Source organism: Pseudomonas sp. TH04 (assembly GCF_016651355.1).
Lineage (GTDB): Bacteria > Pseudomonadota > Gammaproteobacteria > Pseudomonadales > Pseudomonadaceae > Aquipseudomonas > Aquipseudomonas fluorescens.
This window is the reverse complement of record NZ_JAEKEA010000001.1, coordinates 2,650,782-2,675,065: the sequence shown is the minus strand read 5'-3', so window position 1 is coordinate 2,675,065 and position 24,284 is coordinate 2,650,782. Positions and strand designations below refer to the sequence as shown.

The 24,284-nt window shown below is 59.8% G+C and carries 23 protein-coding genes and 4 tRNA genes; 19 read left to right on the top strand and 8 right to left on the bottom strand.

What is annotated here, in order from left to right:
- Window positions 1-14 precede the first annotated feature (14 nt).
- From JFT85_RS12090 to JFT85_RS12080, 3 genes are all read right to left on the bottom strand, one after another.
- Window positions 15-914: an acyltransferase gene (locus JFT85_RS12090; RefSeq protein ID WP_053254286.1), complete on the bottom strand. Its 900-nt coding sequence runs from the start codon at window positions 912-914 to the stop codon at window positions 15-17.
- Entirely contained in the window at window positions 915-3,014 is a 2,100-nt protein-coding gene (gene pta, locus JFT85_RS12085; RefSeq protein WP_053254287.1) for a phosphate acetyltransferase, read from the bottom strand.
- Window positions 3,015-3,093: 79 nt separating this feature from the next.
- On the bottom strand, window positions 3,094-3,384 hold the full coding sequence (locus JFT85_RS12080) for a DUF3565 domain-containing protein (RefSeq protein WP_053254288.1): 291 nt from the start codon (window positions 3,382-3,384) through the stop codon (window positions 3,094-3,096).
- Here JFT85_RS12080 and JFT85_RS12075 point away from each other — a divergent pair.
- Window positions 3,383-3,868: an FKBP-type peptidyl-prolyl cis-trans isomerase gene (locus JFT85_RS12075; protein WP_003188398.1), complete on the top strand. Its 486-nt coding sequence runs from the start codon at window positions 3,383-3,385 to the stop codon at window positions 3,866-3,868. The genes JFT85_RS12080 and JFT85_RS12075 overlap by 2 nt on opposite strands.
- 172 nt (window positions 3,869-4,040) lie before the next feature.
- On the opposite strand, the gene rpsT is transcribed toward JFT85_RS12075, so the two are convergent.
- Window positions 4,041-4,319 carry a 30S ribosomal protein S20 gene (gene rpsT / locus JFT85_RS12070; RefSeq protein ID WP_003171647.1) on the bottom strand — a complete coding sequence of 93 codons (279 nt, stop codon included), beginning with the start codon at window positions 4,317-4,319 and terminating at the stop codon, window positions 4,041-4,043.
- Window positions 4,320-4,572: 253 nt separating this feature from the next.
- Here rpsT and murJ point away from each other — a divergent pair, with 253 nt between their 5' ends.
- The 6 genes from murJ to ispH all read left to right on the top strand — a co-directional run bounded on the left by murJ (window position 4,573) and on the right by ispH (window position 12,081).
- Window positions 4,573-6,111: a murein biosynthesis integral membrane protein MurJ gene (gene murJ / locus JFT85_RS12065; protein WP_069551955.1), complete on the top strand. Its 1,539-nt coding sequence runs from the start codon at window positions 4,573-4,575 to the stop codon at window positions 6,109-6,111.
- Between the two features lie 119 nt (window positions 6,112-6,230).
- Window positions 6,231-7,169 (top strand): bifunctional riboflavin kinase/FAD synthetase, encoded by a 939-nt coding sequence (gene ribF, locus JFT85_RS12060; protein ID WP_053254290.1) that lies wholly within the window; start codon window positions 6,231-6,233, stop codon window positions 7,167-7,169.
- A 14-nt stretch (window positions 7,170-7,183) separates the two neighbouring features.
- Window positions 7,184-10,015, top strand: coding sequence for an isoleucine--tRNA ligase (gene ileS / locus JFT85_RS12055; protein WP_069551956.1), 2,832 nt, complete (start codon window positions 7,184-7,186; stop codon window positions 10,013-10,015).
- Entirely contained in the window at window positions 10,008-10,520 is a 513-nt protein-coding gene (lspA, locus tag JFT85_RS12050) for a signal peptidase II (RefSeq protein WP_053254292.1), read from the top strand. Before ileS ends, lspA begins: the two co-directional genes overlap by 8 nt.
- A 7-nt stretch (window positions 10,521-10,527) precedes the next feature.
- A complete protein-coding gene (gene fkpB / locus JFT85_RS12045; RefSeq protein ID WP_169875912.1) occupies window positions 10,528-10,965 on the top strand; it encodes an FKBP-type peptidyl-prolyl cis-trans isomerase in 438 nt (145 codons plus the stop codon).
- Window positions 10,966-11,133: 168 nt separating this feature from the next.
- Entirely contained in the window at window positions 11,134-12,081 is a 948-nt protein-coding gene (gene ispH / locus JFT85_RS12040; RefSeq protein WP_201229898.1) for a 4-hydroxy-3-methylbut-2-enyl diphosphate reductase, read from the top strand.
- Here the strand turns inward: ispH and JFT85_RS12035 are convergent.
- A complete protein-coding gene (locus JFT85_RS12035; protein WP_053254295.1) occupies window positions 12,035-12,616 on the bottom strand; it encodes a GspH/FimT family pseudopilin in 582 nt (193 codons plus the stop codon). The genes ispH and JFT85_RS12035 overlap by 47 nt on opposite strands.
- A 205-nt stretch (window positions 12,617-12,821) precedes the next feature.
- Between JFT85_RS12035 and pilV the strand changes: the two genes are divergently transcribed.
- The 5 genes from pilV to thiO all read left to right on the top strand — a co-directional run bounded on the left by pilV (window position 12,822) and on the right by thiO (window position 16,134).
- The gene (gene pilV, locus JFT85_RS12030) at window positions 12,822-13,307 is read left to right on the top strand and encodes a type IV pilus modification protein PilV (RefSeq protein ID WP_053254296.1); all 486 of its coding nucleotides are present in this window, start codon (window positions 12,822-12,824) and stop codon (window positions 13,305-13,307) included.
- Window positions 13,304-14,011, top strand: coding sequence for a PilW family protein (locus JFT85_RS12025; RefSeq protein ID WP_053254297.1), 708 nt, complete (start codon window positions 13,304-13,306; stop codon window positions 14,009-14,011). The genes pilV and JFT85_RS12025 overlap by 4 nt, the downstream gene beginning before the upstream one ends.
- 7 nt (window positions 14,012-14,018) lie before the next feature.
- The gene (locus tag JFT85_RS12020; protein ID WP_053254298.1) at window positions 14,019-14,549 is read left to right on the top strand and encodes a pilus assembly PilX family protein; all 531 of its coding nucleotides are present in this window, start codon (window positions 14,019-14,021) and stop codon (window positions 14,547-14,549) included.
- 11 nt (window positions 14,550-14,560) lie between these two features.
- The gene (locus JFT85_RS12015) at window positions 14,561-14,962 is read left to right on the top strand and encodes a type IV pilin protein (protein WP_053254299.1); all 402 of its coding nucleotides are present in this window, start codon (window positions 14,561-14,563) and stop codon (window positions 14,960-14,962) included.
- Between the two features lie 62 nt (window positions 14,963-15,024).
- On the top strand, window positions 15,025-16,134 hold the full coding sequence (gene thiO, locus JFT85_RS12010; RefSeq protein WP_053255337.1) for a glycine oxidase ThiO: 1,110 nt from the start codon (window positions 15,025-15,027) through the stop codon (window positions 16,132-16,134).
- Here the strand turns inward: thiO and JFT85_RS12005 are convergent.
- Together JFT85_RS12005 and JFT85_RS12000 are read right to left on the bottom strand one after the other, a co-directional pair.
- The gene (locus JFT85_RS12005; protein ID WP_053254300.1) at window positions 16,121-16,354 is read right to left on the bottom strand and encodes a PP0621 family protein; all 234 of its coding nucleotides are present in this window, start codon (window positions 16,352-16,354) and stop codon (window positions 16,121-16,123) included. The genes thiO and JFT85_RS12005 overlap by 14 nt on opposite strands.
- A 125-nt stretch (window positions 16,355-16,479) precedes the next feature.
- Window positions 16,480-17,505 carry an outer membrane protein assembly factor BamD gene (locus tag JFT85_RS12000; protein ID WP_053254301.1) on the bottom strand — a complete coding sequence of 342 codons (1,026 nt, stop codon included), beginning with the start codon at window positions 17,503-17,505 and terminating at the stop codon, window positions 16,480-16,482.
- 149 nt (window positions 17,506-17,654) lie between these two features.
- On the opposite strand from JFT85_RS12000, the gene rluD reads away from it, so the two are divergent.
- From rluD to JFT85_RS11965, 7 genes are all read left to right on the top strand, one after another.
- Complete coding sequence (rluD, locus tag JFT85_RS11995) at window positions 17,655-18,617, top strand: 23S rRNA pseudouridine(1911/1915/1917) synthase RluD (protein WP_053254302.1); 963 nt, start codon at window positions 17,655-17,657, stop codon at window positions 18,615-18,617.
- A complete protein-coding gene (gene pgeF, locus JFT85_RS11990; protein ID WP_053254303.1) occupies window positions 18,614-19,339 on the top strand; it encodes a peptidoglycan editing factor PgeF in 726 nt (241 codons plus the stop codon). The genes rluD and pgeF overlap by 4 nt, the downstream gene beginning before the upstream one ends.
- A 147-nt stretch (window positions 19,340-19,486) precedes the next feature.
- Window positions 19,487-22,051: an ATP-dependent chaperone ClpB gene (gene clpB / locus JFT85_RS11985; protein WP_053254304.1), complete on the top strand. Its 2,565-nt coding sequence runs from the start codon at window positions 19,487-19,489 to the stop codon at window positions 22,049-22,051.
- 303 nt (window positions 22,052-22,354) lie between these two features.
- A tRNA-Asn gene (locus JFT85_RS11980) sits at window positions 22,355-22,430 on the top strand.
- Window positions 22,431-22,440: 10 nt separating this feature from the next.
- Window positions 22,441-22,517 (top strand) — tRNA-Pro (locus tag JFT85_RS11975).
- 5 nt (window positions 22,518-22,522) lie between these two features.
- Window positions 22,523-22,598 (top strand) — tRNA-Lys (locus JFT85_RS11970).
- 93 nt (window positions 22,599-22,691) lie between these two features.
- Window positions 22,692-22,768 (top strand) — tRNA-Pro (locus JFT85_RS11965).
- 177 nt (window positions 22,769-22,945) lie between these two features.
- Here JFT85_RS11965 and JFT85_RS11960 read toward each other — a convergent pair.
- Entirely contained in the window at window positions 22,946-24,244 is a 1,299-nt protein-coding gene (locus tag JFT85_RS11960; RefSeq protein WP_053254333.1) for an NAD(P)/FAD-dependent oxidoreductase, read from the bottom strand.
- Between the last annotated feature and the right edge of the window lie 40 nt (window positions 24,245-24,284).

The following is a 24,284-nucleotide window of genomic DNA, read 5'->3' as shown; positions in this document are numbered from 1 at the left end:
CTGCCACATTTTGATCACCTGTTATTTGGATAATCTGTGTGAAGCTTGCCTAGAAGCGCATCCTTGTCTTCCCACAGCTGGTTGATCCAGCCCTGAAACGCCAAACGATACTCCCCATCCTGCTCATAGTTCTTGCCGATAAACCCGGCTGGAATCTGCACCTCTTCGAAGTGCACCACCACGTCCTTCACATTCCCGCACAACAAATCCCAATAACCTGGGCGTCCGGCTGGGTAGTGGATGGTCACGTTCACCAATGACTTGAGTTGCTCGCCCATGGCATCCAGCACAAACGCAATCCCGCCCGCCTTGGGTTTGAGCAGGTAGCGGAACGGCGATTTCTGCTGGGCATGTTTGCCCGGCGTAAACCGCGTGCCCTCGGCAAAGTTGAAAATGCCCACCGGGTTGTCGCGAAACTTTGCACAGGTCTTGCGCGTAGTTTCGAGGTCTTTGCCTTTCTTCTCCGGATGCTTTTCCAAATAGGCCTTGGTGTAGCGCTTCATGAACGGAAAGCCCAGCGCCCACCATGCCAGGCCAATGACCGGCACCCAGATCAGTTCCTGCTTGAGGAAGAACTTCAGCGGCCGAATCCGGCGATTGAGCACGTATTGCAGCACCATGATGTCGACCCAGCTCTGGTGGTTGCTGGTCACCAGGTATGAGTGCTGGTAGTCGAGGCCCTCCAGGCCGGTCAGGTGCCAGCGGGTGCGCCGCACGAGGTTCATCCAGCCCTTGTTGTTGGTCACCCAGGCTTCGTGAGTGTGGTTCATCAGCCATTCGCTGAAGCGTTTGGCAAACGGCAGAGCCTTGAACAGCGCGACAACAAACAGGAACGAGCACAGCAGGATGGTGTTCAGCGCCAACAGCAGCGAAGCAATTACCCCGCGCACGGCGGCAGGTAGAAAATCCAGCATTTAGATATCCATAGGTCGGTTGGCGGCTTGAATCGCAGTCAGCGCGATGGTGTACACGATGTCGTCGACCTGGGCACCGCGCGGCAGGTCGTTGACCGGCTTGCGCAGGCCTTGCAGCATGGGGCCCAGGCTCACGCAGTCGGCACTGCGTTGCACGGCTTTGTGCGTGGTATTGCCAGTGTTCAGGTCGGGGAACACAAACACCGTGGCTTTGCCGGCGACCTGGCTGTTGGGCGCCAACTGCCGGGCGACGGTTTCATTGGCGGCGGCGTCGTATTGCAACGGCCCATCGATCAGCAGTGAGCTTTGTTGCTCGTGGGCGAGCAGGGTGGCTTCGCGGACTTTCTCCACTTCCTCGCCACTGGCCGAATCGCCGCTGGAATAGCTGATCATCGCCACGCGCGGGGTGATACCGAAAGCCGCAGCCGAGTCGGCGCTTTGCAGGGCGATTTCTGCCAATTCGGCGGCGCTCGGGTGTGGGTTCATCACACAGTCGCCATACACCAGCACCTGCTCGGGGAACAGCATGAAGAACACCGACGACACCAAGGTGCAGCCCGGCGCCGTTTTAATCAGCTGCAGGGCAGGGCGGATGGTGTTGGCGGTGGAGTGGATAACGCCGGAGACCAGGCCGTCCACTTCATCCAGTGCAAGCATCATCGTGGCGATCACCACCGTGTCTTCGAGTTGCTGCTCGGCCATCGGCGCATTGAGGCTCTTGCTCTTGCGCAGTGCGACCATGGGTTCGACATACCGCTGGCGAATCAGGTCCGGGTCGAGAATCTCCAGGCCTTCGGGCAACTCAATGCCGTGGGCGCGGGCCACCGCTTCCACATCGGCTGGCTTGGCCAGCAGCACGCAACGGGCAATGCCCCGCGCCTGGCAGATGGCGGCGGCTTGCACGGTCAAGGGCTCGCTGCCTTCGGGCAGCACGATACGTTTGTTGGCCGCCTGGGCGCGCTGGATCAACTGATAGCGGAACACCGCTGGCGACAGGCGCATCTCCCGAGGCGTACCGCAGCGTTGGTGCAGCCAGCGCGCATCCAGGTGGCTGGCGACGAAATCGGTGATGATCTCCGCACGTTCGCGGTCATCAATCGGGATTTCCTTGTTCAGGCTGTTGAGCTGGTTCGCCGTGTCGTAAGAGCCGGTGCTCACCGACAACACCGGCAGCCCGGCCTGGAAAGCACCGCGGCACAGATCCATGATGCGTGGGTCGGGCAGGGTGTCGCTGGTCAGCAGCAAGCCGGCCAGAGGCACGCCGTTGATCGCGGCCAGGCTGACGGCGAGGATGATGTCGTCGCGGTCTCCGGGGGTTACCACCAGGACGCCGGGTTTGAGCAGTTCAACGGTGTTACGCATGGTGCGCGCGCAGATGATGATCTTGGTCATGCGCCGGCTTTCATAGTCACCGGCGTTGAGAATCTGCGCGCCCATCAGGTCGGCGACGTCGCGGGTACGCGGCGCGTTGAGTTCCGGCTGGTACGGGATGCAGCCCAACAGGCGGAACTCGCCGCTGCGCAACAACGGCGAATGCTCTTTGAGACGCGCCGAGAATGCTTCCATGCTTTCGTCGGTGCGCACTTTGTTGAGGATCACACCGAGCATTTTCGGGTCTTTCGGCCCGCCGAACAGTTGGGCCTGCAGTTCCACGCGGCCGGAGAGTTCGGTGAGCACTTCGTTTTCCGGCGCCGACACCAGGATCACTTCGGCGTCGAGGCTCTTGGCCAGGTGCAGGTTGACCCGCGCCGCATAGCTGGCGCTGCGGGTCGGCACCATGCCCTCGACGATCAGCACGTCCTTGCCCACGGCGGCTTGCTGATAAAGGGTGATGATTTCTTCGAGCAGTTCGTCGAGCTGGCCATCGCCGAGCATCCGCTCGACATGGGCCAGGCCCAGAGGCTGTGGCGGTTTCAGGCCATGGGTGCGCGCCACCAGCTCGGTGGAGCGTTCAGGGCCAGTGTCGCCCGGGTGTGGCTGGGCAATCGGTTTGAAAAAGCCGACTTTCAGCCCGGCCCGTTCAAGGGTACGCACCAGCCCAAGGCTGATGGAGGTCAGACCCACTCCAAAATCGGTGGGCGCGATAAAAAAAGTCTGCATGCGAATTCTCTGGAGGTGCATGGCTTCGGTGGCGCTCTATGGCTGAGCGCCTACCGGGAATCAGGTGCCAAGGTTATCGTTATTCACGCTTTTGCGCACACCAGCCGCACGCAAAGGGCCGGCCTATTTTTTCCAGGCGCTGCGCGGGGTCGAGCACCCAGGCGCGGGACTGCCATGGCGGCTGGTGGCGCAGGTGCTGTGTGTGGCCGCAGGACAGGTCGGCGACCCAGTGCCGGTCGTCGTCCTGGTGGAACCCGATGATGAAGGATGCCGTTGATCGGTCCCGTCTGTCCGGGTTCTGTTCGCTTTCGGGCAAATCCTTGTTTAGACTTGTCCGTTCTTCATTCTTATGCAAAAGGTCTCGCCCCATGACGATCGCCGCTAACAAGGCTGTCTCCATCGACTATACCCTGACCAACGACGCTGGTGAGGTCATCGACAGCTCCGCCGGCGGCGCGCCGCTGGTCTACCTGCAAGGCGCAGGTAACATCATCCCGGGCCTGGAGAAGGCTCTTGAAGGCAAGAACGTCGGTGACGAACTGACTGTCGCCGTAGAACCTGAAGATGCATACGGCGAATACTCCGCCGAACTGGTCAGCACCCTGAGCCGCAGCATGTTCGAAGGTGTTGATGAGCTGGAAGTGGGCATGCAGTTCCACGCTTCCGCACCGGACGGCCAAATGCAGATCGTCACCATCCGCGATCTGGACGGCGACGACGTGACTGTCGACGGTAACCACCCTCTGGCCGGTCAGCGCCTGAACTTCCAAGTGAAGATCGTTGCCATCCGCGACGCTTCCCAAGAAGAAGTGGCTCACGGCCACGTCCACGGTGAAGGTGGTCATCACCATTGATTGTGGTTTGATCAATCGGTAGCAAAAACGCCCCGACTGGTTCGGGGCGTTTTTTTGTCCGCAGAAAAGCTGACTTGGCTTTATCGGGCCCAAACAAAAATGCCCCGGACCTTTCGGTACGGGGCATTTTTTAACTGTTACGTAGCCAGGGCTACGTGGCAGTTTTTACCACTTAGGCTGCTGCAGCGACGTTCAGAGCCTTGATGTGGCCATTCAGGCGGCTCTTATGACGAGCGGCCTTGTTCTTGTGGATGATGCCTTTATCGGCCATACGGTCGATAACTGGCACGGCCAGAACGTAAGCAGCTTGGGCTTTTTCAGCGTCTTTGGTGTCGATGGCTTTAACTACATTCTTGATGTAGGTACGAACCATGGAACGCAGGCTGGCGTTGTGGCTGCGACGCTTCTCAGCCTGTTTTGCACGTTTTTTGGCGGAAGGTGTGTTGGCCACCGTCGAGCTCCTCGAAAGACTTTTTAGGAAATAGCAAACAAAATAGGCCGCGAATCATGCCGATGACTTGATGTGTTGTCAAGGGCGGCTGATGCGAACTGCTGAGTGGTCGATCTGAAGAGGCGGGTGATTTATTTCCGGCGCTTGACCTGTAAACTCGCGAGCTTTGGCTCTGTGCTGTTGCAGGCGCGCAGTATCGCATAAGTGGGCGCTTTGTTCGCCTGCTCTTTATCTATAGGCGCAAACTCTTTCAATGAATCTGCTCAAATCGTTGGCTGCCGTCAGCTCTATCACCATGATTTCCCGGGTTTTGGGGTTCGTGCGTGACACCCTGCTGGCACGCATTTTTGGCGCCAGCATGGCCACGGATGCATTCTTTATTGCCTTTAAACTGCCCAATCTGCTGCGGCGGATCTTCGCGGAGGGCGCTTTTTCTCAAGCTTTCGTGCCGATCCTGGCCGAGTACAAGACCCAGCAGGGTGAAGAGGCAACCCGCACGTTTATTGCCTACGTCTCGGGCCTGCTGACGCTGGTACTGATGTTGGTGACCATCGTCGGTATGCTGGCTGCGCCCTGGGTGATCTGGGCCACGGCGCCGGGTTTTGCCAACACGCCGGAAAAATTCGCGCTGACCACTGATCTGCTGCGGGTGACCTTCCCCTATATATTGCTGATTTCTCTGTCGTCCCTGGCCGGGGCGATCCTCAATACCTGGAACCGCTTCTCGGTGCCAGCCTTCGTGCCGACCCTGCTGAACGTCAGCATGATTATTTTCGCGCTGTTCCTCACGCCTTACTTCGACCCGCCGGTCATGGCTCTGGGCTGGGCGGTACTGGCGGGTGGCCTGGCGCAGTTGCTCTACCAACTGCCGCACCTGAAAAAGATCGGCATGCTCGTGCTGCCACGTCTTAACCTCAAGGACACCGGCGTATGGCGCGTAATGCGCAATATGCTGCCGGCGATCCTGGGGGTGTCGGTCAGTCAGATCTCGCTGATCATCAACACTGCGTTTGCCTCGCTGCTGGTCTCCGGTTCGGTGTCGTGGATGTACTACGCCGATCGCCTGATGGAACTGCCGTCCGGTGTGCTTGGCGTGGCCTTGGGCACGATTTTGCTGCCAACCTTGTCGCGCACCTATGCCAGTAAGGACCGCCACGAGTATTCACGCATCCTCGACTGGGGCCTGCGCCTGTGCTTCATGCTGGTGCTGCCCTGTTCCCTGGCGTTGGGCATCCTGGCTGAGCCGTTGACCGTATCGTTGTTCCAGTACGGTCAGTTCAGCGCATTTGACGCGTCGATGACCCAACGTGCATTGGTCGCTTACTCCGTCGGTTTGCTCGGCATTATTGTGATCAAGGTGCTGGCCCCAGGCTTCTACGCCCAGCAAAATATCCGCACGCCGGTCAAAATCGCGATCTTCACCCTGATCGTTACCCAGTTGCTCAACCTGGTATTTATCGGCCCGTTGGCGCATGCCGGCCTGGCCCTGGCTATCAGCATCGGTGCCTGCATCAATGCCGGTCTGCTGTTTTATCAGCTGCGCAAGCAGCAGATGTTCCAGCCGCAGCCGGGCTGGGGAATGTTTGCCCTCAAGCTGGTGGTCGCGGTAGCGGCAATGTCAGCGGTGTTGCTGGGCCTGATGCACTTTATGCCGGCCTGGGATCAAGGCCCTATGCTGGAGCGCTTCATGCGCCTTGGCGTGTTGGTGGTCGCTGGTGTGGTGGTGTACTTCGGGATGTTGCTGCTGCAAGGCTTCCGCCTGCGGGATTTCAATCGCAAGTCGCTGGGATAGAGAGTTTGCCGCGATAAAACGGTTGTTTTATCGATTCGATCCATTTGGCCTGTGCTGTTGCCTGTCGTCCGGGGCCGGGTGTGGTTATAATCGACCACTTTATGAGCAAGAAGCGCGTTATGCAGCTGGTTCGAGGTCTCCACAACCTGCGCCCCCAGCATCGGGGCTGCGTCGCCACTATTGGCAACTTTGACGGTGTTCACCGTGGCCACCAGGCTATCCTGGCCCGGCTGCGCGAGCGAGCGGTCGAGTTGGGCGTGCCCAGCTGCGTGGTGATTTTTGAACCACAGCCGCGGGAATTCTTTACCCCCGAAACGGCGCCGGCACGTTTGGCCCGTCTGCGCGACAAGCTGCAACTGCTGGCTGAAGAGGGCGTGGACCGGGTCCTTTGCCTGGCCTTCAACCAGCGCTTGCAAAGCCTCAGCGCTGCCGAGTTCGTTGACCGTATTCTGGTGGATGGCCTGGGCGTACAGCACCTGGAGGTCGGCGACGACTTCCGTTTCGGTTGCGACCGCGTCGGGGATTTCGACTTCCTGCAACACGCCGGCGTTAATCAAGGTTTTACCGTCGAAGCCGCGCAAACCGTCGAACTGGACGGCCTGCGCGTGAGCAGTACCCAGGTGCGTAACGCCTTGGCCGCTGCCGACTTCGCCTTGGCCGAGCGTTTGCTCGGTCGCCCGTTCCGCATTGCCGGGCGGGTACTGCACGGCCAGAAGCTGGCGCGCCAACTGGGCACGCCAACCGCCAACGTGCAACTCAAGCGCCGTCGTGTGCCACTCACCGGGGTTTACCTGGTGAGCGTCGACATCGATGGTCAATCGTGGCCGGGAGTCGCCAATATAGGCGTCAGGCCCACGGTTGCAGGTGATGGCAAGGCCCACCTGGAAGTTCACCTTTTGGATTTTGCCGGTGATTTGTATGACCGGCGTTTGACGGTGGTTTTCCACCAGAAGCTGCGTGAAGAGCAGCGTTTCGCCTCCCTTGAGGCGTTGAAAACGGCGATCAATGCGGATGTCGCCGCCGCCCGTGCACTAGCCGCACCTAGCGCCCATCGCTAACCGAAGAGCCTTAAATGACCGACTATAAAGCCACGCTAAACCTTCCGGACACCGCCTTCCCAATGAAGGCCGGCCTGCCACAGCGCGAACCGCAGATCCTGCAGCGCTGGGACAGTATTGGCCTGTACGGAAAGTTGCGCGAAATTGGCAAGGATCGTCCGAAGTTCGTCCTGCACGACGGCCCTCCTTATGCCAACGGCACGATTCACATCGGTCATGCGCTGAACAAAATTCTCAAGGACATGATCCTGCGCTCGAAAACCCTGTCGGGTTTTGACGCGCCGTATGTCCCGGGCTGGGACTGCCATGGCCTGCCGATCGAACACAAAGTCGAAGTGACCTACGGCAAAAACCTGGGCGCGGATAAAACCCGCGAACTGTGCCGTGCCTACGCCACTGAGCAGATCGAAGGGCAGAAGTCCGAATTCATCCGCCTGGGCGTGCTGGGCGAGTGGGACAACCCGTACAAGACCATGAACTTCAAGAACGAGGCCGGTGAAATCCGTGCCTTGGCTGAAATCGTCAAAGGCGGTTTTGTGTTCAAGGGCCTCAAGCCCGTGAACTGGTGCTTCGACTGCGGTTCGGCCCTGGCTGAGGCGGAAGTCGAATACGAAGACAAGAAGTCCTCGACCATCGACGTGGCCTTCCCGATCGCCGACGACGCCAAGTTGGCCCAGGCTTTCGGCCTGGCAAGCCTGAGCAAGCCGGCGGCCATCGTGATCTGGACCACCACCCCGTGGACCATCCCGGCCAACCAGGCGCTGAACGTGCACCCGGAATTCACCTACGCCCTGGTGGACGTCGGTGATCGCCTGCTGGTGCTGGCCGAGGAAATGGTCGAGGCCTGTCTGGCGCGCTACGAACTGCAAGGTTCGGTGATCGCCACCACCACCGGCTCCGCGCTGGAACTGATCAACTTCCGTCACCCGTTCTATGACCGCCTGTCGCCGGTTTACCTGGCTGACTACGTCGAACTGGGTTCGGGTACGGGTGTGGTTCACTCCGCACCGGCCTACGGCGTTGACGACTTCGTGACCTGCAAAGCCTACGGTATGGTCAACGATGACATCCTCAACCCGGTGCAGAGCAATGGTGTGTACGCGCCATCGCTGGAGTTCTTCGGCGGCCAGTTCATCTTCAAGGCTAACGAGCCGATCATCGACAAACTGCGTGAAGTCGGTGCGCTGCTGCACACCGAAACCATCAAGCACAGCTACATGCACTGCTGGCGCCACAAAACCCCGCTGATCTACCGCGCCACCGCGCAGTGGTTTATCGGCATGGACAAAGAGCCGACCAGCGGCGACACCCTGCGTGTGCGCTCGCTCAAAGCCATCGAAGACACCAAGTTCGTCCCGGCCTGGGGCCAGGCGCGCCTGCACTCGATGATCGCCAATCGTCCGGACTGGTGCATCTCCCGCCAGCGTAACTGGGGCGTACCGATCCCGTTCTTCCTGAACAAGGAAAGCGGCGAGCTGCACCCACGCACCGTCGAGCTGATGGAAGCCGTGGCCTTGCGCGTTGAACAGGAAGGCATCGAAGCCTGGTTCAAGCTGGACGCCGCCGAGCTGCTGGGCGACGAAGCGCCGCTGTACGACAAGATCAGCGACACCCTCGACGTGTGGTTCGACTCGGGCACCACCCACTGGCACGTGCTGCGTGGTTCGCACCCGATGGGCCATGAGACCGGCCCGCGCGCCGACCTCTACCTGGAAGGCTCGGACCAACACCGTGGCTGGTTCCACTCGTCGCTGCTGACCGGTTGCGCCATCGACAATCACGCGCCGTACCGCGAACTGCTGACCCACGGCTTCACCGTCGACGAAACGGGCCGCAAGATGTCCAAGTCGCTGAAGAACGTGATCGAGCCGAAGAAGATCAATGACACCCTGGGCGCCGACATCATGCGTCTGTGGGTGGCCTCGACCGATTACTCGGGCGAAATCGCCGTGTCGGACCAGATCCTGGCCCGTAGCGCCGATGCCTACCGCCGTATCCGTAATACCGCACGCTTCCTGCTGTCGAACCTGACCGGTTTCAACCCGGCCACCGACATCCTGCCGGCCGAGGACATGCTTGCCCTGGACCGTTGGGCTGTGGACCGTACCCTGTTGCTGCAACGCGAGTTGCAGGAGCACTACGGTGAATACCGTTTCTGGAACGTGTACTCCAAGATCCACAACTTCTGCGTGCAGGAGCTGGGTGGTTTCTACCTCGACATCATCAAGGACCGCCAATACACCACCGGCGCCAACAGCAAGGCGCGCCGTTCGGCGCAGACCGCGCTGTATCACATCTCTGAAGCGCTGGTGCGCTGGATCGCACCGATCCTGGCCTTCACCGCCGACGAGCTGTGGGAATACCTGCCGGGCGAGCGTAACGAGTCGGTGATGCTCAACACCTGGTACGAAGGTTTGACCGAACTGCCGGCCGACTTCGAACTGGGCCGCGAGTACTGGGAAGGCGTGATGGCCGTCAAAGTTGCGGTGAACAAGGAGCTGGAAGTTCAGCGTGCGGCCAAGGCCGTCGGTGGCAACCTGCAAGCCGAAGTCACCCTGTTTGCCGAGGACGGCCTGACCGCCGACCTGGCCAAGCTGAGCAACGAACTGCGCTTCGTGCTGATCACCTCCACCGCCAGCCTGGCACCGTTTGCCCAGGCACCTGCGGACGCGGTGGCCACCGAAGTACCGGGCCTCAAGCTCAAAGTCGTCAAGTCGGCCTTCCCGAAGTGCGCCCGTTGCTGGCACTGCCGTGAAGACGTGGGCGTGAACCCTGAGCATCCGGAAATCTGCGGTCGCTGTGTCGATAACATTTCGGGTGATGGCGAGGTTCGCCACTATGCCTAACGCTTCCAGCCGTTTCGGACGTCTGGGCTGGCTCGTACTGAGCGTGCTGGTGCTGGTCATTGACCAGCTCAGCAAGGCTCACTTCGAAGGTGCCTTACAGATGTACCAGCAGATTGTGGTCATTCCTGACTACTTCAGCTGGACCCTGGCCTACAACACCGGCGCTGCCTTCAGCTTTCTTGCTGACAGCTCCGGCTGGCAGCGCTGGCTGTTCGCGCTGATCGCCGTGGTGGTCAGTGCGGTGCTGGTGGTCTGGCTCAAGCGTCTGGGCCGTGATGACACCTGGCTGGCGATTGCCCTGGCGTTGGTGCTGGGCGGCGCGCTGGGCAACCTGTACGACCGCATTGCCCTGGGCCATGTAATCGACTTTATCCTGGTGCATTGGCAGAACCGCTGGTATTTCCCGGCGTTCAACTTTGCCGACAGCGCCATCACCGTCGGTGCAATCATGCTGGCGTTGGACATGTTCAAAAGTAAGAAAACCGGAGAGACCGTCAATGACTGATCAGGTATTGGCTGAGCAACGCATCGGCCAGAACACGGAAGTCACTTTGCATTTCGCATTGCGCCTGGAGAATGGCGACACGGTCGACAGTACGTTCGACAAAGCCCCGGCGACCTTCAAGGTCGGTGATGGCAACCTGCTGCCGGGTTTTGAAGCCGCGCTGTTCGGTTTCAAGGCTGGCGACAAGCGCACCCTGCAGATCCTGCCGGAAAACGCCTTTGGCCAGCCCAACCCGCAAAACGTGCAGATCATCCCGCGTTCGCAGTTCCAGGACATGGACCTGTCGGAAGGTCTGCTGGTGATCTTCAACGACGCGGCGAATACCGAGCTGCCCGGCGTGGTGAAAACCTTCGATGACACGCAAGTGACCATCGACTTCAACCACCCGTTGGCCGGTAAAACCTTGACGTTTGACGTCGAAATCATCGACGTTAAAGCGCTCTGATCGACTAAACCGGTTCCTGTGGGCGCTGGCTTGCCTGCGATAGCACCACCTCGGAGTACCTGATACACCGAGTCGTCTTTATCGCGGGCTAACCCGGCTTCCACAGAGGCTTACTCTTACAGAGTTGCGTTGATCCAATTTCTTGCCCTGCAAGACACGAGGCACAGCATGCAAATCAAACTCGCCAATCCCCGTGGCTTCTGCGCGGGCGTGGACCGGGCGATCGAAATCGTTAATCGCGCCCTGGAAGTCTTCGGCCCGCCGATTTATGTGCGCCATGAAGTCGTCCACAACAAATTCGTGGTCGAAGACCTGCGAGCACGCGGCGCTATCTTTGTCGAAGAACTCGACCAAGTGCCGGACGACGTTATCGTCATCTTCAGCGCCCATGGTGTGTCCCAGGCGGTACGTACCGAAGCGGCCGGCCGTGGCCTGAAAGTATTCGACGCTACCTGCCCGCTGGTGACCAAGGTGCATATCGAAGTGGCGCGTTACAGCCGTGACGGTCGTGAATGCATCCTGATTGGCCACGCTGGCCACCCGGAAGTCGAAGGCACCATGGGCCAGTACGACTCCAGCACGGGCGGTGCCATCTACCTCGTGGAAGATGAAAAGGACGTCGCCAACTTGCAGGTGCAAAACCCCGAGCGGCTGGCCTTTGTGACGCAAACCACCTTGTCGATGGACGACACCAGCCGAGTGATCGATGCCCTGCGCACGCGATTCCCGGCCATCGGCGGCCCGCGTAAGGACGACATCTGCTACGCCACGCAAAACCGTCAAGACGCGGTCAAGCAACTGGCCGATGAGTGCGATGTAGTGCTGGTGGTCGGCAGCCCTAACAGCTCCAACTCCAACCGCTTGCGCGAACTGGCTGAGCGCATGGCGACACCGGCATACCTGATCGACGGTGCTGAAGACATGCAGCGCAGCTGGTTCGACGGTGTTGAGTGTATCGGCATCACGGCGGGCGCCTCGGCGCCTGAAGTCCTGGTGCGTGGCGTGATCCAGCAGTTGCAGGCCTGGGGTGCCACCGGCGCCGATGAGTTGGCCGGTCGTGAAGAGAACATCACGTTCTCCATGCCCAAAGAGCTGCGAGTCCGCTCGCTGCTTTGAATGCCAGGTCGCCCGAATGATTTCGGCACACTGCCTGCTCAGTGGGTTCACTGCGCAGGCTGATGCGCCCACTGGGGGCAAGTACCAACTGAAACAGGCTTTGCCCCTGGTCCGCGTCGCATACGTGCACCGTGCCAGCGCGAAAGCCGCCTGCTGAAAACACCGGTTCGCCCAGCCCGCTGAAGCGTACCTGGCTCTTGACCGGCCCATTGCCGACGATCGGTATTGTCCCGCTGTCCTGCCGTTCCAGCAGCACCGGGTTGGTGTCGTCCAGGATGCCGCGCCCGCTTGCGTCCAGAATCACTCGCCATCCCAGGCTCCAGTTCTCATCCTTGGCATGAATGACCACCGCACGATTGCGGGTAATGGCCTCGGTGCGTGCATAACGCAACCCGGCTGCCAGGGCGTTGACAGCCGTTTGTCGCTGCTGCGATGCAAGAAACCCCCTGAAGCCGGGTACGGCGAGGTTTGCCAGGATGCCGCTCAGCACCAGGCCGAGCAGCAGTTCGATCAGCGTGAAGCCGTGTTGTCTCATAGGTCGTCCCTCCGTGGACGTGTTCAGTCTTTCAGTCGGCAGGCATAGGTATAGCCCCCGGCTCTTCGCGCTGAATGATGGCATTCATGTCCAAAGTATTTCCCTTTGTTCCGAGAGCAGCGCCAGCCAAAAACCGGCGCTAGTCTTGGGCTGCACAGCAGGTTTTTACTGCTTTTTTCAGCCTTCGACAGGGAAGACGACGGTAATGCTTGTTCGCCCGAACACCCACGCTGCCCCCGTTTTGCCCAGGCACCAATCCGGTATCACGCTGATCGAGGTGCTGGTGGCGGTGCTGATTCTTGCGGTTGGCCTGCTCGGCGCCGCAGTGATCCAGCTCAATGCACTCAAGCACACTGACAGCTCCAGGATGATCAGCCAGGCCAGTTTCATTGCCTACGACATGCTGGACCGGGTCCGTGCCAATTCGGGTGCTGATTACTCATGGGGCCTGAGCGAAGGTGCACCGCCCAGTACAGTGACCTCCAGCGTGCGTGATCTGGACCTGCATGATTTCGAAGCCAATATCCTCGGGTTTGCTGGAGCGAGCGCAAAAGGGTCTGTTGTGGTCAGCGGCAGCAAGGTGACCGTCAGTATCAGTTGGGACGACGCCAGGGCGGCGAACAGTGGCGGCGCACGCGAAACGTTCATCCTCACCAGTCGCGCTGCCAGCGAGCCAGGGGTGGCGCAATGATTCGCCTTGCGCGGGGTTTCAGCTTGATTGAGCTGTTGCTGGCGCTGGCTATCGGGTTGGTGCTGGTACTTGGGGTCAGTCAAGTCGTCATCAGCGCGCGATCCACCCACACCAGCCAGCAGGCGGCCATGTTGCTGCAGGATGATGCGCGGTTTGTGCTGGGCAAGATGGTCCAGGATATTCGCCAGGCAGGCATGTTTGGCTGCCTGGCGACGGCCTATATCGATAATGCACCGCCAGCGTTCGATCGACCCGTTGGCTGGAGTGCTGCGAGCAGCTCAAGGTCACTGACGCTGGTCACCGCCGAAGTGGCAGGTGAGGGCGGCAAGCCTGACTGGACGGTACTTTCCGATTGCACCGGCACTGCCCAAGCCTACGCGGGCAGCGCACCACTGCCCGCGCCCGGTCAGATTCGGTTTGCGATACGCCAGCTCACCTACACCTTTGAGGCGGGGCAGTTGAAGGTCAGTACGCCTGCAGCGCCGGCCAGGATTGTGTTGGTGGATAATGTACAGGCGTTCGACATCAGTTTCGGTGTAGCGGCCCAACTCGGCTCCACTCAAGTCGTGCGCTATGACGCCAGCCCGGCTGATGAATCGCTGATACGCAGTGTGCGCATTCAGATGACGCTTCGCGACCCGACCGGGCGAGTGAAGGATCAGGCCTACAGCGTGGTGGCTGCGCTGCGTAATCGGGTGGGGTAGGGCGACCATGTCGAGTTATCGCGGCTTTTATCGGCAGCAGACGGGCATGGTTTTATTGATCAGCCTGGTATTTCTATTGGTCCTGTCACTGATCGGCCTGGCTTCAATGCAAGGCGCCATGTCTCAGCAAAAAATTGCCAGCGGCATCTGGCATCGCAATCAATCCTTTCAAAGCGCTGAAAGCGGCTTGCGGTTGGGTGAGTCGGACATCCGACGCTCAAGTCCGGTGCTGCCGTTGTGCCGCTCGATCAGTCGCTGTGTACCGCCGCAGGAGTCGTTTTCGGTGGTGGGTGCCGGGGAGAATCCTGTTTCAGCGGTGAGCTGGGTTGCCCTGAAGGGTGGGCTGTATGGGGTTCAAGCGTTGGGGCCTGGCGCAGGGCTTGTGGGTCTACCGCCTGAAACAGGCGCCGCGTTGTACCGTGTGACGGCGGTCGGGCTCAGCGGCCAGTCGCGTACGGTGCTGGAGACGGTGTATGCACAAGTAGACAAGGAGGGAGGCCCAGTATTTCGTCGGGTTTTATGGCGGCAACTTCAATAAGGAGCGTATCAATGGGCAAGGATTGCCAAGGTTTCACCCTGATCGAGTTACTGATCGCTGTAGCGATCATCGCGTTTCTGGCCGGGATCGCTTACCCCGGGTATACCGGCCATGTAAAAAAAGCCTATCGCGCAGAAATCGTTGCGTTGTTGTACGAGCAAGTCCACTACCTGGAGCGCTTCTACACGCGTAACGGTACTTTTCTTGATGCAGGCAACGTCAGTGGGGGCAATGATCGCTATAGAATCAGCGCTGCATTAAACCCTCAGGCATTCAGCCTGGTAGCCACGCCTGTCGCCGGCTCAGTGATGGCGGGAGACCCTTGCGGTGCATTCAGCCTGAGCAGCTCCGGTGTGCGCAGCAATCCGGGGGCGGCACCTGAAATGTCGCGCAAGGCGTGCTGGGGGCAATGATGAGAGTGCTGGATGATTGGGCGCCGGGCGCGCCTTTCCCTTTTTATCGGCTGGATCAAATGATGGCTAAGCAACAGAAAGTGGTGATTGTCGGTGGTGGAGTCATCGGGTTGTTGACGGCATTCAACCTGGCCACCCGAGGGCAGGCCGTCGTACTGCTGGATCGCTCCGGGCTTGGCCAGGAATCTTCATGGGCGGGCGGCGGCATCGTTTCACCGCTTTACCCGTGGCGCTACAGCCCGGCAGTCACCGCGCTGGCCCACTGGTCCCAGGATTTTTATCCACAGCTGGCGCAGCGCTTGTTCGCCGCCACGGGCGTTGATCCAGAAGTTCATACCACGGGCTTGTACTGGCTGGACCTGGAGGATGAAGCTGAAGCACTGGCCTGGGCTGCCCGAGAAGGCCGGCCGCTGAGCAAAGTGGATGTGTCTGCCGCCCATGATGCTGTGCCGGTGCTCGGTGGTGGTTATTCCCAGGCGGTCTACATGGCGGATGTGGCCAATGTGCGCAATCCGCGGCTGGTCAAATCCCTCAAAGCGGCGTTATTGGCGCTACCCGGCGTGACCCTGCATGAGCAGTGCGAAGTCCATGGGTTTGTTCTTGAGGGTGGCGACATAGTGGGGGTGGACACGGCCGCCGGGCAGATTCTTGGCGATCAGGTGGTGCTGGCTGCCGGTGCCTGGAGCGGGGAGCTGCTGGGCAAGCTGAGCTTGTCGTTACCTGTGGAACCGGTCAAAGGCCAAATGATTTTGTACAAGTGTGCGTCGGATTTCTTGTCGAGCATGGTTCTGGCCAAAGGCCGCTACGCGATCCCGCGGCGTGACGGGCACATTCTGATCGGCAGTACGCTGGAACATGAAGGGTTCGACAAGACCCCGACCGAGCCTGCGCTGGAAAGCCTCAAGGCCTCGGCTGTGGAATTGATTCCCGCGTTGGCGGACGCCGAGGTTGTGGGCCATTGGGCCGGTTTGCGCCCCGGGTCGCCGGAAGGTATCCCTTACATCGGCGAGGTTCCGGGTTTCAAAGGGCTTTGGCTCAATTGCGGGCATTACCGCAACGGGCTGGTGCTCGCGCCTGCATCCTGCCAGCTATTCGCTGACCTGCTGCTGGGGGCCGCACCGATCATTGACCCGGCGCCTTACGCACCGGCAGGTCGGATCAACGCTGGATAGACTTTGGCCCTTGTTCCAGATGCGCTTGGGTGCAGTACCACGCTTGGCGTGAACTGAGTGCGCGATCCTGCGGCAGGTGCACGCCGCAGTGGGCACAGCGCACCATCAAGGCGGCGTCAGGCGCGGCGGGGCGTTGCTGTTTAGCCGCCGGGCTTTTGAATTTGCGCCAGAACCATACCGCGGCAGCAATGACGGCAATCCAGAACAGTAGACGAACCATGGTGTGCAGTTTCTCGACAGGGAATGCGCCAGTTTAGCCAAGCGCGTGAAAAGCGCACAGCGCAATAATGCTTGCCCACAAAAAAGGGAGCCCAGTGGGCTCCCTTTTTGTATCGCGTCGACCTGTCAGTCGAAGACACCGAAGGTCATGTAGCTGAACCACGAACGGTCCTGGTTGTTGCCAAGGGCCTGTGGTGCTTCTTCTTCGATCACATCACCGTTTGCGTCATGCGGCTTGAGGTCCGAAGGAATAGCGTCCTTGGCATCCTGGTACTGCTTCATCACTTCCTGGTTGGCGCGGGTTTCGCCCGGCGGCAACGGTGGACGGGACTCGATGAGGCCCAAGGTGTACTTGCTCAGCCACGAACGGTTGTCCACTTCGGCAACCTGAGGCACGAACTGGCCGTCCTTGAGGCTTGGGTGGTCGGGGTAGTTGAGCTTCAGGGTTTCCAGGCTGGTGGCCGCCAGGGCGTCCAGGTGCAGGCGCTGGTAAGCCTCGGTCATCACTGCCAGGCCGTCACCCACGGATGGGGTTTCCTGGAAGTTCTCCACCACATAGCGGCCACGGTTGGCGGCAGCGACATACGCCTGACGGGTCAGGTAGTAGTGGGCAACGTGAATCTCGTAGGAGGCCAGCAGGTTGCGCAGGTAGATCATGCGCTGCTTGGCGTCCGGCGCGTAGCGGCTGTTGGGGAAGCGGCTGGTCAGCTGGGCGAACTCGTTGTAGGAGTCGCGTGCAGCACCCGGGTCACGCTTGGTCATGTCCAGCGGCAGGAAGCGCGCCAGCAGTCCAACGTCCTGGTCGAACGAGGTCAGGCCCTTCATGTAGTAGGCGTAGTCCACGTTCGGGTGTTGCGGGTGCAGACGGATAAAACGCTCGGCAGCAGACTTGGCGGCCTCCGGCTCGGCGTTCTTGTAGTTGGCGTAGATCAGCTCAAGCTGGGCCTGGTCGGCATAGCGCCCGAACGGATAGCGCGACTCCAGTGCCTTCAGCTTGGCTGTGGCGCTGGTGTAGCTATTATTGTCCAAGTCTTTTTGAGCTAATTGATACAGCTCGACTTCGCTCAGGTTTTCGTCGACGACTTCCTTTGTTGACGAGCAAGCAGCAGTCATGGCGAGGATGGCGATCAGCAGCAGGTGTTTCACTTGCATGGCGGCTTGCGTCCCTATGACGGCCGCTGTCTTGGGCGGGGCCGTCCTGTTATGATGAGCGCCCCGTTGAAAGCATCGGGGCAAAAGACGCCGTATTTAACCACAAGCGCGCAGCCGAAACCAAAGGCTGTGCCACGCCTAGTCTGAGCATGTCCGATAAAATTGAACTTCGCGCAGAGGTGCCGTCCGAATTGGGCGGCCAACGCCTCGATCAAGTCGCCGCACAATTATTCGCTGAGCACTCGCGCTCGCGCCTTTCCGCCTGGATCAAAGACGGCCGCCTGACTGTGGATGGAGCGGTTATCCGCCCGCGAGACATAGTCCATGGCGGTGCGATTCTTGAGCTGACTGCCGAGCAGGAAGCCCAGGGAGAATGGGTCGCTCAGGACATCGAGCTGGATATCGTCTATGAAGATGACGACATCCTGGTCATCAACAAACCCGCAGGCCTGGTGGTTCACCCGGCAGCCGGGCACGCTGATGGCACCTTGCTCAATGCCTTGTTGCACCACGTGCCGGACATCATCAATGTCCCGCGCTGCGGCATCGTGCACCGCCTGGATAAGGACACCACCGGCTTGATGGTGGTGGCCAAGACGATCCAGGCCCAGACGCAGCTGGTCACACAATTGCAGAGTCGCAGCGTCAGCCGAATCTACGAGTGCATCGTGATCGGCGTGGTGGTGGCGGGTGGCAAGATCAACGCCCCTATTGGCCGTCACGGCCAGCAGCGCCAGCGTATGGCGGTAATGGAAGGTGGCAAGCAGGCCGTCAGCCACTACCGTGTGCTGGAGCGTTTCCGGTCCCACACTCACGTGCGGGTCAAGCTCGAAACCGGTCGCACGCACCAGATTCGCGTGCACATGGCGCACATTAATTTCCCGTTGGTCGGAGATCCTGCCTACGGTGGTCGCTTCCGTATTCCGCCGGCTGCCAGTGTGACCATGGTTGAATCGCTGAAATCCTTCCCGCGCCAGGCCTTGCACGCACGCTTCCTGGAACTGGATCATCCGACGAGCGGTAAGCGGATGAGCTGGGAATCGCCTCTGCCGGACGATCTGGTCTGGTTGCTGTCGCTGCTCAAGCAGGATCGTGAGGCGTTTATCGGATGAGTGACTGGCTGATTCCTGACTGGCCTGCGCCGGCTCAGGTCAAAGCCTGCGTCACTACCCGTGCGGGCGGCGTCAGCTTGGCGCCGTTCGACAGCCTTAACCTGGGCGATCATGTCGAGGACAGCCTTGAGGCTGTTCTTGAAAACCGTCGCCGCCTGACCGACGCATTCCACATTCAGCCTGCCTGGCTGCGCCAAGTCCACGGGACCGCTGTGGTTGAGGCGGACCCATCGCGCATTGCAGAGGCCGATGGCAGTTGGACCAGCACGCCGGGTATTGCCTGCACATCCATGACCGCCGATTGCTTGCCCGCGTTGTTCTGCAACCGTGCCGGCACGCGTGTGGCCGCCGCCCATGCCGGTTGGCGTGGCTTGGCGGCGGGTGTGCTTGAAGCCGCCTGCGAAAGCCTGGCGGCCGAACCTGGCGAAGTGTTGGTCTGGCTGGGTCCTGCCATTGGGCCGCAGGCCTTTGAAGTCGGCCCGGAAGTGCGGGACGCTTTTATGCAGCCACTGCCGGTCACTGCCGAAGCCTTTGTTCCAAGCCACAATCCCGGCAAGTACATGGCTGACATCTACCAGCTGGCACGGCTGCGGCTGGCCGCACGCGGTGTCACCGCTGTTTACGGTGGCGGTCTCTGCACCGTGACCGATCCGCGCTTCTTTTCTTACCGGCGCAGCCCTCGCACCGGTCGGTTTGCCTCCCTGATCTGGCTTGAACGCTAGACTCTCCTGATCCGGGTCATTGCTGATCCATATCAACCATTGCTCGCTTGAATCCTCCAGAATCCACCCCATCTATAAGGGTATCTGGCAGGTTTCTTCATTCAGGATGTGTTTACAGCTCCGGCCTGCTCAAAAGGAAGGTGACTAATGCGTATTGATCGTTTAACCAGCAAATTGCAGTTGGCCTTATCGGATTCCCAATCCCTGGCGGTGGGCCTTGACCACCCGGCCATCGAGCCTGCGCACTTGATGCAGGCGCTCCTTGAACAGCAAGGTGGTTCTATCAAGCCCTTGCTGATGCAGGTGGGCTTTGACATCAACAGCCTGCGCAAGGAGTTGAGCAAAGAGCTCGACCAACTGCCGAAAATCCAAAACCCTACCGGCGACGTGAACATGTCGCAGGACTTGGCGCGCCTGCTCAACCAGGCTGATCGCCTGGCTCAGCAGAAAGGTGATCAGTTCATCTCCAGCGAACTGGTGCTGCTCGCCGCAATGGACGACAACAGCAAGCTTGGCAAATTGTTGCTGGGGCAGGGCGTGAGCAAGAAAGCCCTGGAAAACGCCATCAACAACCTGCGTGGTGGCGAGGCCGTGAATGACCCCAACCACGAAGAGTCGCGCCAGGCGCTGGACAAGTACACCGTCGACCTGACCAAGCGCGCCGAAGAAGGCAAGCTTGACCCGGTGATCGGCCGTGACGACGAAATTCGTCGCACCATCCAGGTGCTGCAACGTCGTACCAAGAACAACCCGGTGCTGATCGGCGAACCCGGCGTGGGTAAAACCGCGATTGCCGAGGGCCTGGCCCAGCGCATCATTAATGGTGAGGTGCCGGACGGCCTGAAAGGCAAGCGCCTGCTGTCCCTGGACATGGGGTCGTTGATCGCCGGTGCCAAGTTCCGTGGCGAGTTCGAAGAACGCCTGAAATCCTTGCTGAACGAGTTGTCGAAGCAGGAAGGGCAGATCATTCTGTTTATCGACGAACTGCACACCATGGTCGGCGCCGGTAAAGGCGAAGGTTCGATGGACGCCGGCAACATGCTCAAGCCGGCCTTGGCGCGGGGCGAGTTGCACTGCGTTGGCGCAACCACGCTCAACGAGTACCGCCAATACATTGAGAAGGACGCGGCACTTGAGCGTCGCTTCCAGAAAGTGCTGGTGGAAGAGCCGAGCGAAGAAGACACCATCGCCATCCTGCGTGGCCTCAAAGAACGCTATGAGGTCCACCATAAGGTGGCGATCACTGACGGCGCGATCATTGCGGCGGCCAAGTTGAGCCATCGCTATATCACCGATCGCCAGCTGCCGGACAAGGCCATCGACCTTATCGACGAAGCGGCCAGCCGCATTCGTATGGAAATTGACTCCAAGCCGGAAGTGCTCGACCGCCTGGATCGTCGCCTGATTCAACTGAAAGTCGAATCCCAGGCGCTTAAGAAGGAAGAGGACGAGGCGGCGAAAAAACGCCTGGAAAAACTTCAGGAAGAAATCGTCCGTCTTGAACGCGAGTATTCGGATCTCGAGGAAATCTGGACGTCGGAAAAAGCCGAAGTGCAGGGTTCTGCACAGATCCAGCAAAAGATCGAGCAGTCCCGTCAGGAGTTGGAAGCCGCGCGCCGTAAAGGCGACCTGAACCGCATGGCCGAGTTGCAGTACGGGGTGATCCCGGATCTGGAGCGCAGCCTGCAGATGGTCGATCAGCATGGCAAGAGCGAGAACCAGTTGCTGCGCAGCAAGGTGACCGAGGAAGAAATCGCCGAAGTGGTCTCCAAGTGGACCGGCATCCCCGTGTCGAAAATGCTTGAAGGCGAGCGCGACAAGTTACTGAAGATGGAAAGCCTGCTGCACCAGCGCGTCATCGGGCAGGAAGAGGCGGTGGTCGCGGTGTCCAACGCGGTGCGGCGTTCCCGTGCCGGCTTGTCCGACCCGAACCGTCCAAGCGGCTCGTTCATGTTCCTCGGCCCAACCGGCGTGGGTAAGACCGAGCTGTGCAAAGCCTTGGCCGAGTTTCTCTTCGATACGGAAGAGGCCATGGTGCGGATCGATATGTCCGAGTTCATGGAGAAACATTCGGTGGCTCGCCTGATTGGTGCACCACCAGGCTACGTGGGCTACGAGGAGGGCGGTTACCTGACCGAGGCTGTGCGGCGCAAGCCTTACTCGGTGATCCTGCTGGACGAGGTCGAGAAGGCCCACCCGGACGTGTTCAACATCCTCCTGCAGGTGTTGGAAGACGGCCGCCTGACGGACAGCCACGGGCGTACCGTGGACTTTCGCAACACAGTGATCGTGATGACCTCCAACCTGGGCTCGGCGCAGATCCAGGAGCTGGTGGGTGATCGTGAAGGCCAGCGTGCGGCGGTGATGGATGCGCTGACCTCGCACTTCCGTCCGGAATTTATCAACCGGGTCGATGAAGTGGTGATCTTCGAGCCACTGGCGCGGGATCAGATCGCGGGTATCACCGAGATCCAGTTGGGTCGTCTGCGTAGTCGCCTGGCCGAGCGTGAGCTTGACCTGGAGCTGAGCAGCGAGGCGTTGGACAAGCTGATCGCGGTCGGTTACGACCCGGTGTATGGCGCACGGCCACTTAAACGTGCGATCCAGCGCTGGATCGAAAACCCACTGGCACAGTTGATCCTGTCGGGCAGCTTCATGCCAGGCACCCGCGTGACGGCCACGGTGGAAAACGACGAAATCGTCTTCCACTAAGCCCAGCCTGTAGGGTTATTAGAGACGGCCTCGCATTGCGAGGCCTTTTTTTTCGATAGGGCGTTGAACTGTAAGGCAAAGGCTTGTAAAGTGCGCCCCGCAGCAACGTCAGCCCACGGGTTTCTTCTCCCCAAGGAGAAATCAGAAAGAAGCGCAAATCATTGTCTTAAAAGCAATTTAAAGGGTTGACAGGGGTTTTTAAGATTGTAGAATAGCGCGCCTCAGAGACATGAACGTAGCGATACGGACAAGCCGAAGAGAAGGTTACAAAGTAGTAAAAGTTGTAAATTTGAAATATGCAGTTCCGTGATAGCTCAGTCGGTAGAGCAAATGACTGTTAATCATTGGGTCCCAGGTTCGAGTCCTGGTCACGGAGCCAATTTCAAAACCGGGGTATAGCGCAGTCCGGTAGCGCGCCTGCTTTGGGAGCAGGATGTCAGGAGTTCGAATCCCCTTACCCCGACCATTTTTGGGTCGTTAGCTCAGTTGGTAGAGCAGTTGGCTTTTAACCAATTGGTCGTAGGTTCGAATCCCACACGACCCACCATTTTTGAGACCAGTTAACGCTGGAATCGAATCTTAAGATCAGAGGCCAAAAGCGCTGATCGAAGAAGGCGACTGAGAGGTCGCCTTTTTTTTCCGGGGTATAGCGCAGTCCGGTAGCGCGCCTGCTTTGGGAGCAGGATGTCAGGAGTTCGAATCCCCTTACCCCGACCATATTAAAAATCCTCGTATCGAAAGATACGGGGATTTTTTTTGTCTGCTGGAAAGCTAAGGCACCACGCAAAAAAATGTGGGAGCGGGCTTGCCTGCGATGGCGTCTTATCAGCGTGTATAGCGTGTGCTGATCTACTGCCATCGCGGGCAAGCCCGCTCCCACACGGCCGCGTGTTATTAGTGCAATTTGAGCCTAGGCTCAGTTCCACGCCCAATCTTGCTGCCCAGCATCAGCATTGCCGTGCGGAAAAACCCGTACAGCGCGACCTGGTGCATGCGGTACAGCGATACATAGAACATCCGCGCCAGCCAGCCTTCGAGCATCACACTGCCGGTCAGGTTGCCCATCAAGTTACCCACAGCCGAAAATCTCGACAGCGAGATCAGCGAGCCGTAGTCGGTGTACTTGTAGGCGGGCAGGTCCTTGCCGTCGATCCGCAATTTCAGCGATTTGGCCAGCAATGACGCCTGCTGGTGAGCCGCTTGAGCACGTGGTGGCACATTACGGTCGGTCCCGGTTTGCGGGCAGGCGGCGCAGTCACCGAAGGCGAAGATGTTTTCGTCGCGAGTGGTTTGCAGCGTCGGCAAGACCTGCAATTGGTTGATGCGATTGGTTTCCAGCCCATCAATGTCCTTGAGGAAAGCCGGAGCGCGAATCCCGGCAGCCCACACCTTCAGGCTGGCAGGAATGACCTGGCCGCTGCTGGTGATCAAGGCGTCGGCCGTCACTTCGCTGACCGCCGAGTTGGTCAAGACCGTCACCCCGAGTTTTTCCAGGGTTTTATGCACAGGGCCGCCAATCCGCTCGGGCAGCGCAGGCAATACCCGCGGGCCGGCTTCGATGAGGGTGATGTGCATGTTTTCCGGTTTGATCCGGTCCAGGCCGTAGGCCGCCAGTTCATGCGCGGCATTGTGCAGTTCCGCGGCGAGCTCCACGCCCGTTGCCCCGGCGCCAACGATAGCAACGCTGATTTTCTCTTCCACATCGGTCTGGCCCGCGTGGGCGCGCAGATAGTGGTTGAGCAACTGCTGGTGAAACCGTTCGGCCTGTTTGCGGGTATCGAGGAACAGGCAGTGCTGCGCTGCGCCCTCGGTGCCGAAATCGTTGGTGGTGCTACCGACCGCGATCACCAGGCTGTCGTAGCCCAGCACGCGCGCGGGCACCAACTCACGGCCTTCTTCATCGAGGGTGGCGGCCAGCTGGATTTTCTTCTGTTCACGGTCAAGACCGCTCATGCGCCCCAGTTGGAACTCGAAGTGGTTCCATTTGGCCTGGGCGACGTAATTGAGTTCGTCTTCCGAAGAATTCAGTGAGCCGGCAGCCACCTCGTGCAGCAGGGGCTTCCAGATATGGGTCAGGTTGGTGTCCACCAGCGTGATGTTGGCGGTGCCACGCTTACCCAGAGTCTTACCCAGGCGGGTAGCCAACTCCAGGCCGCCGGCGCCGCCGCCGACGATAATAATACGATGGGTCATGGGGATATCTCGCAAGGCTAAAAGAAATCGGAGCAGTTAC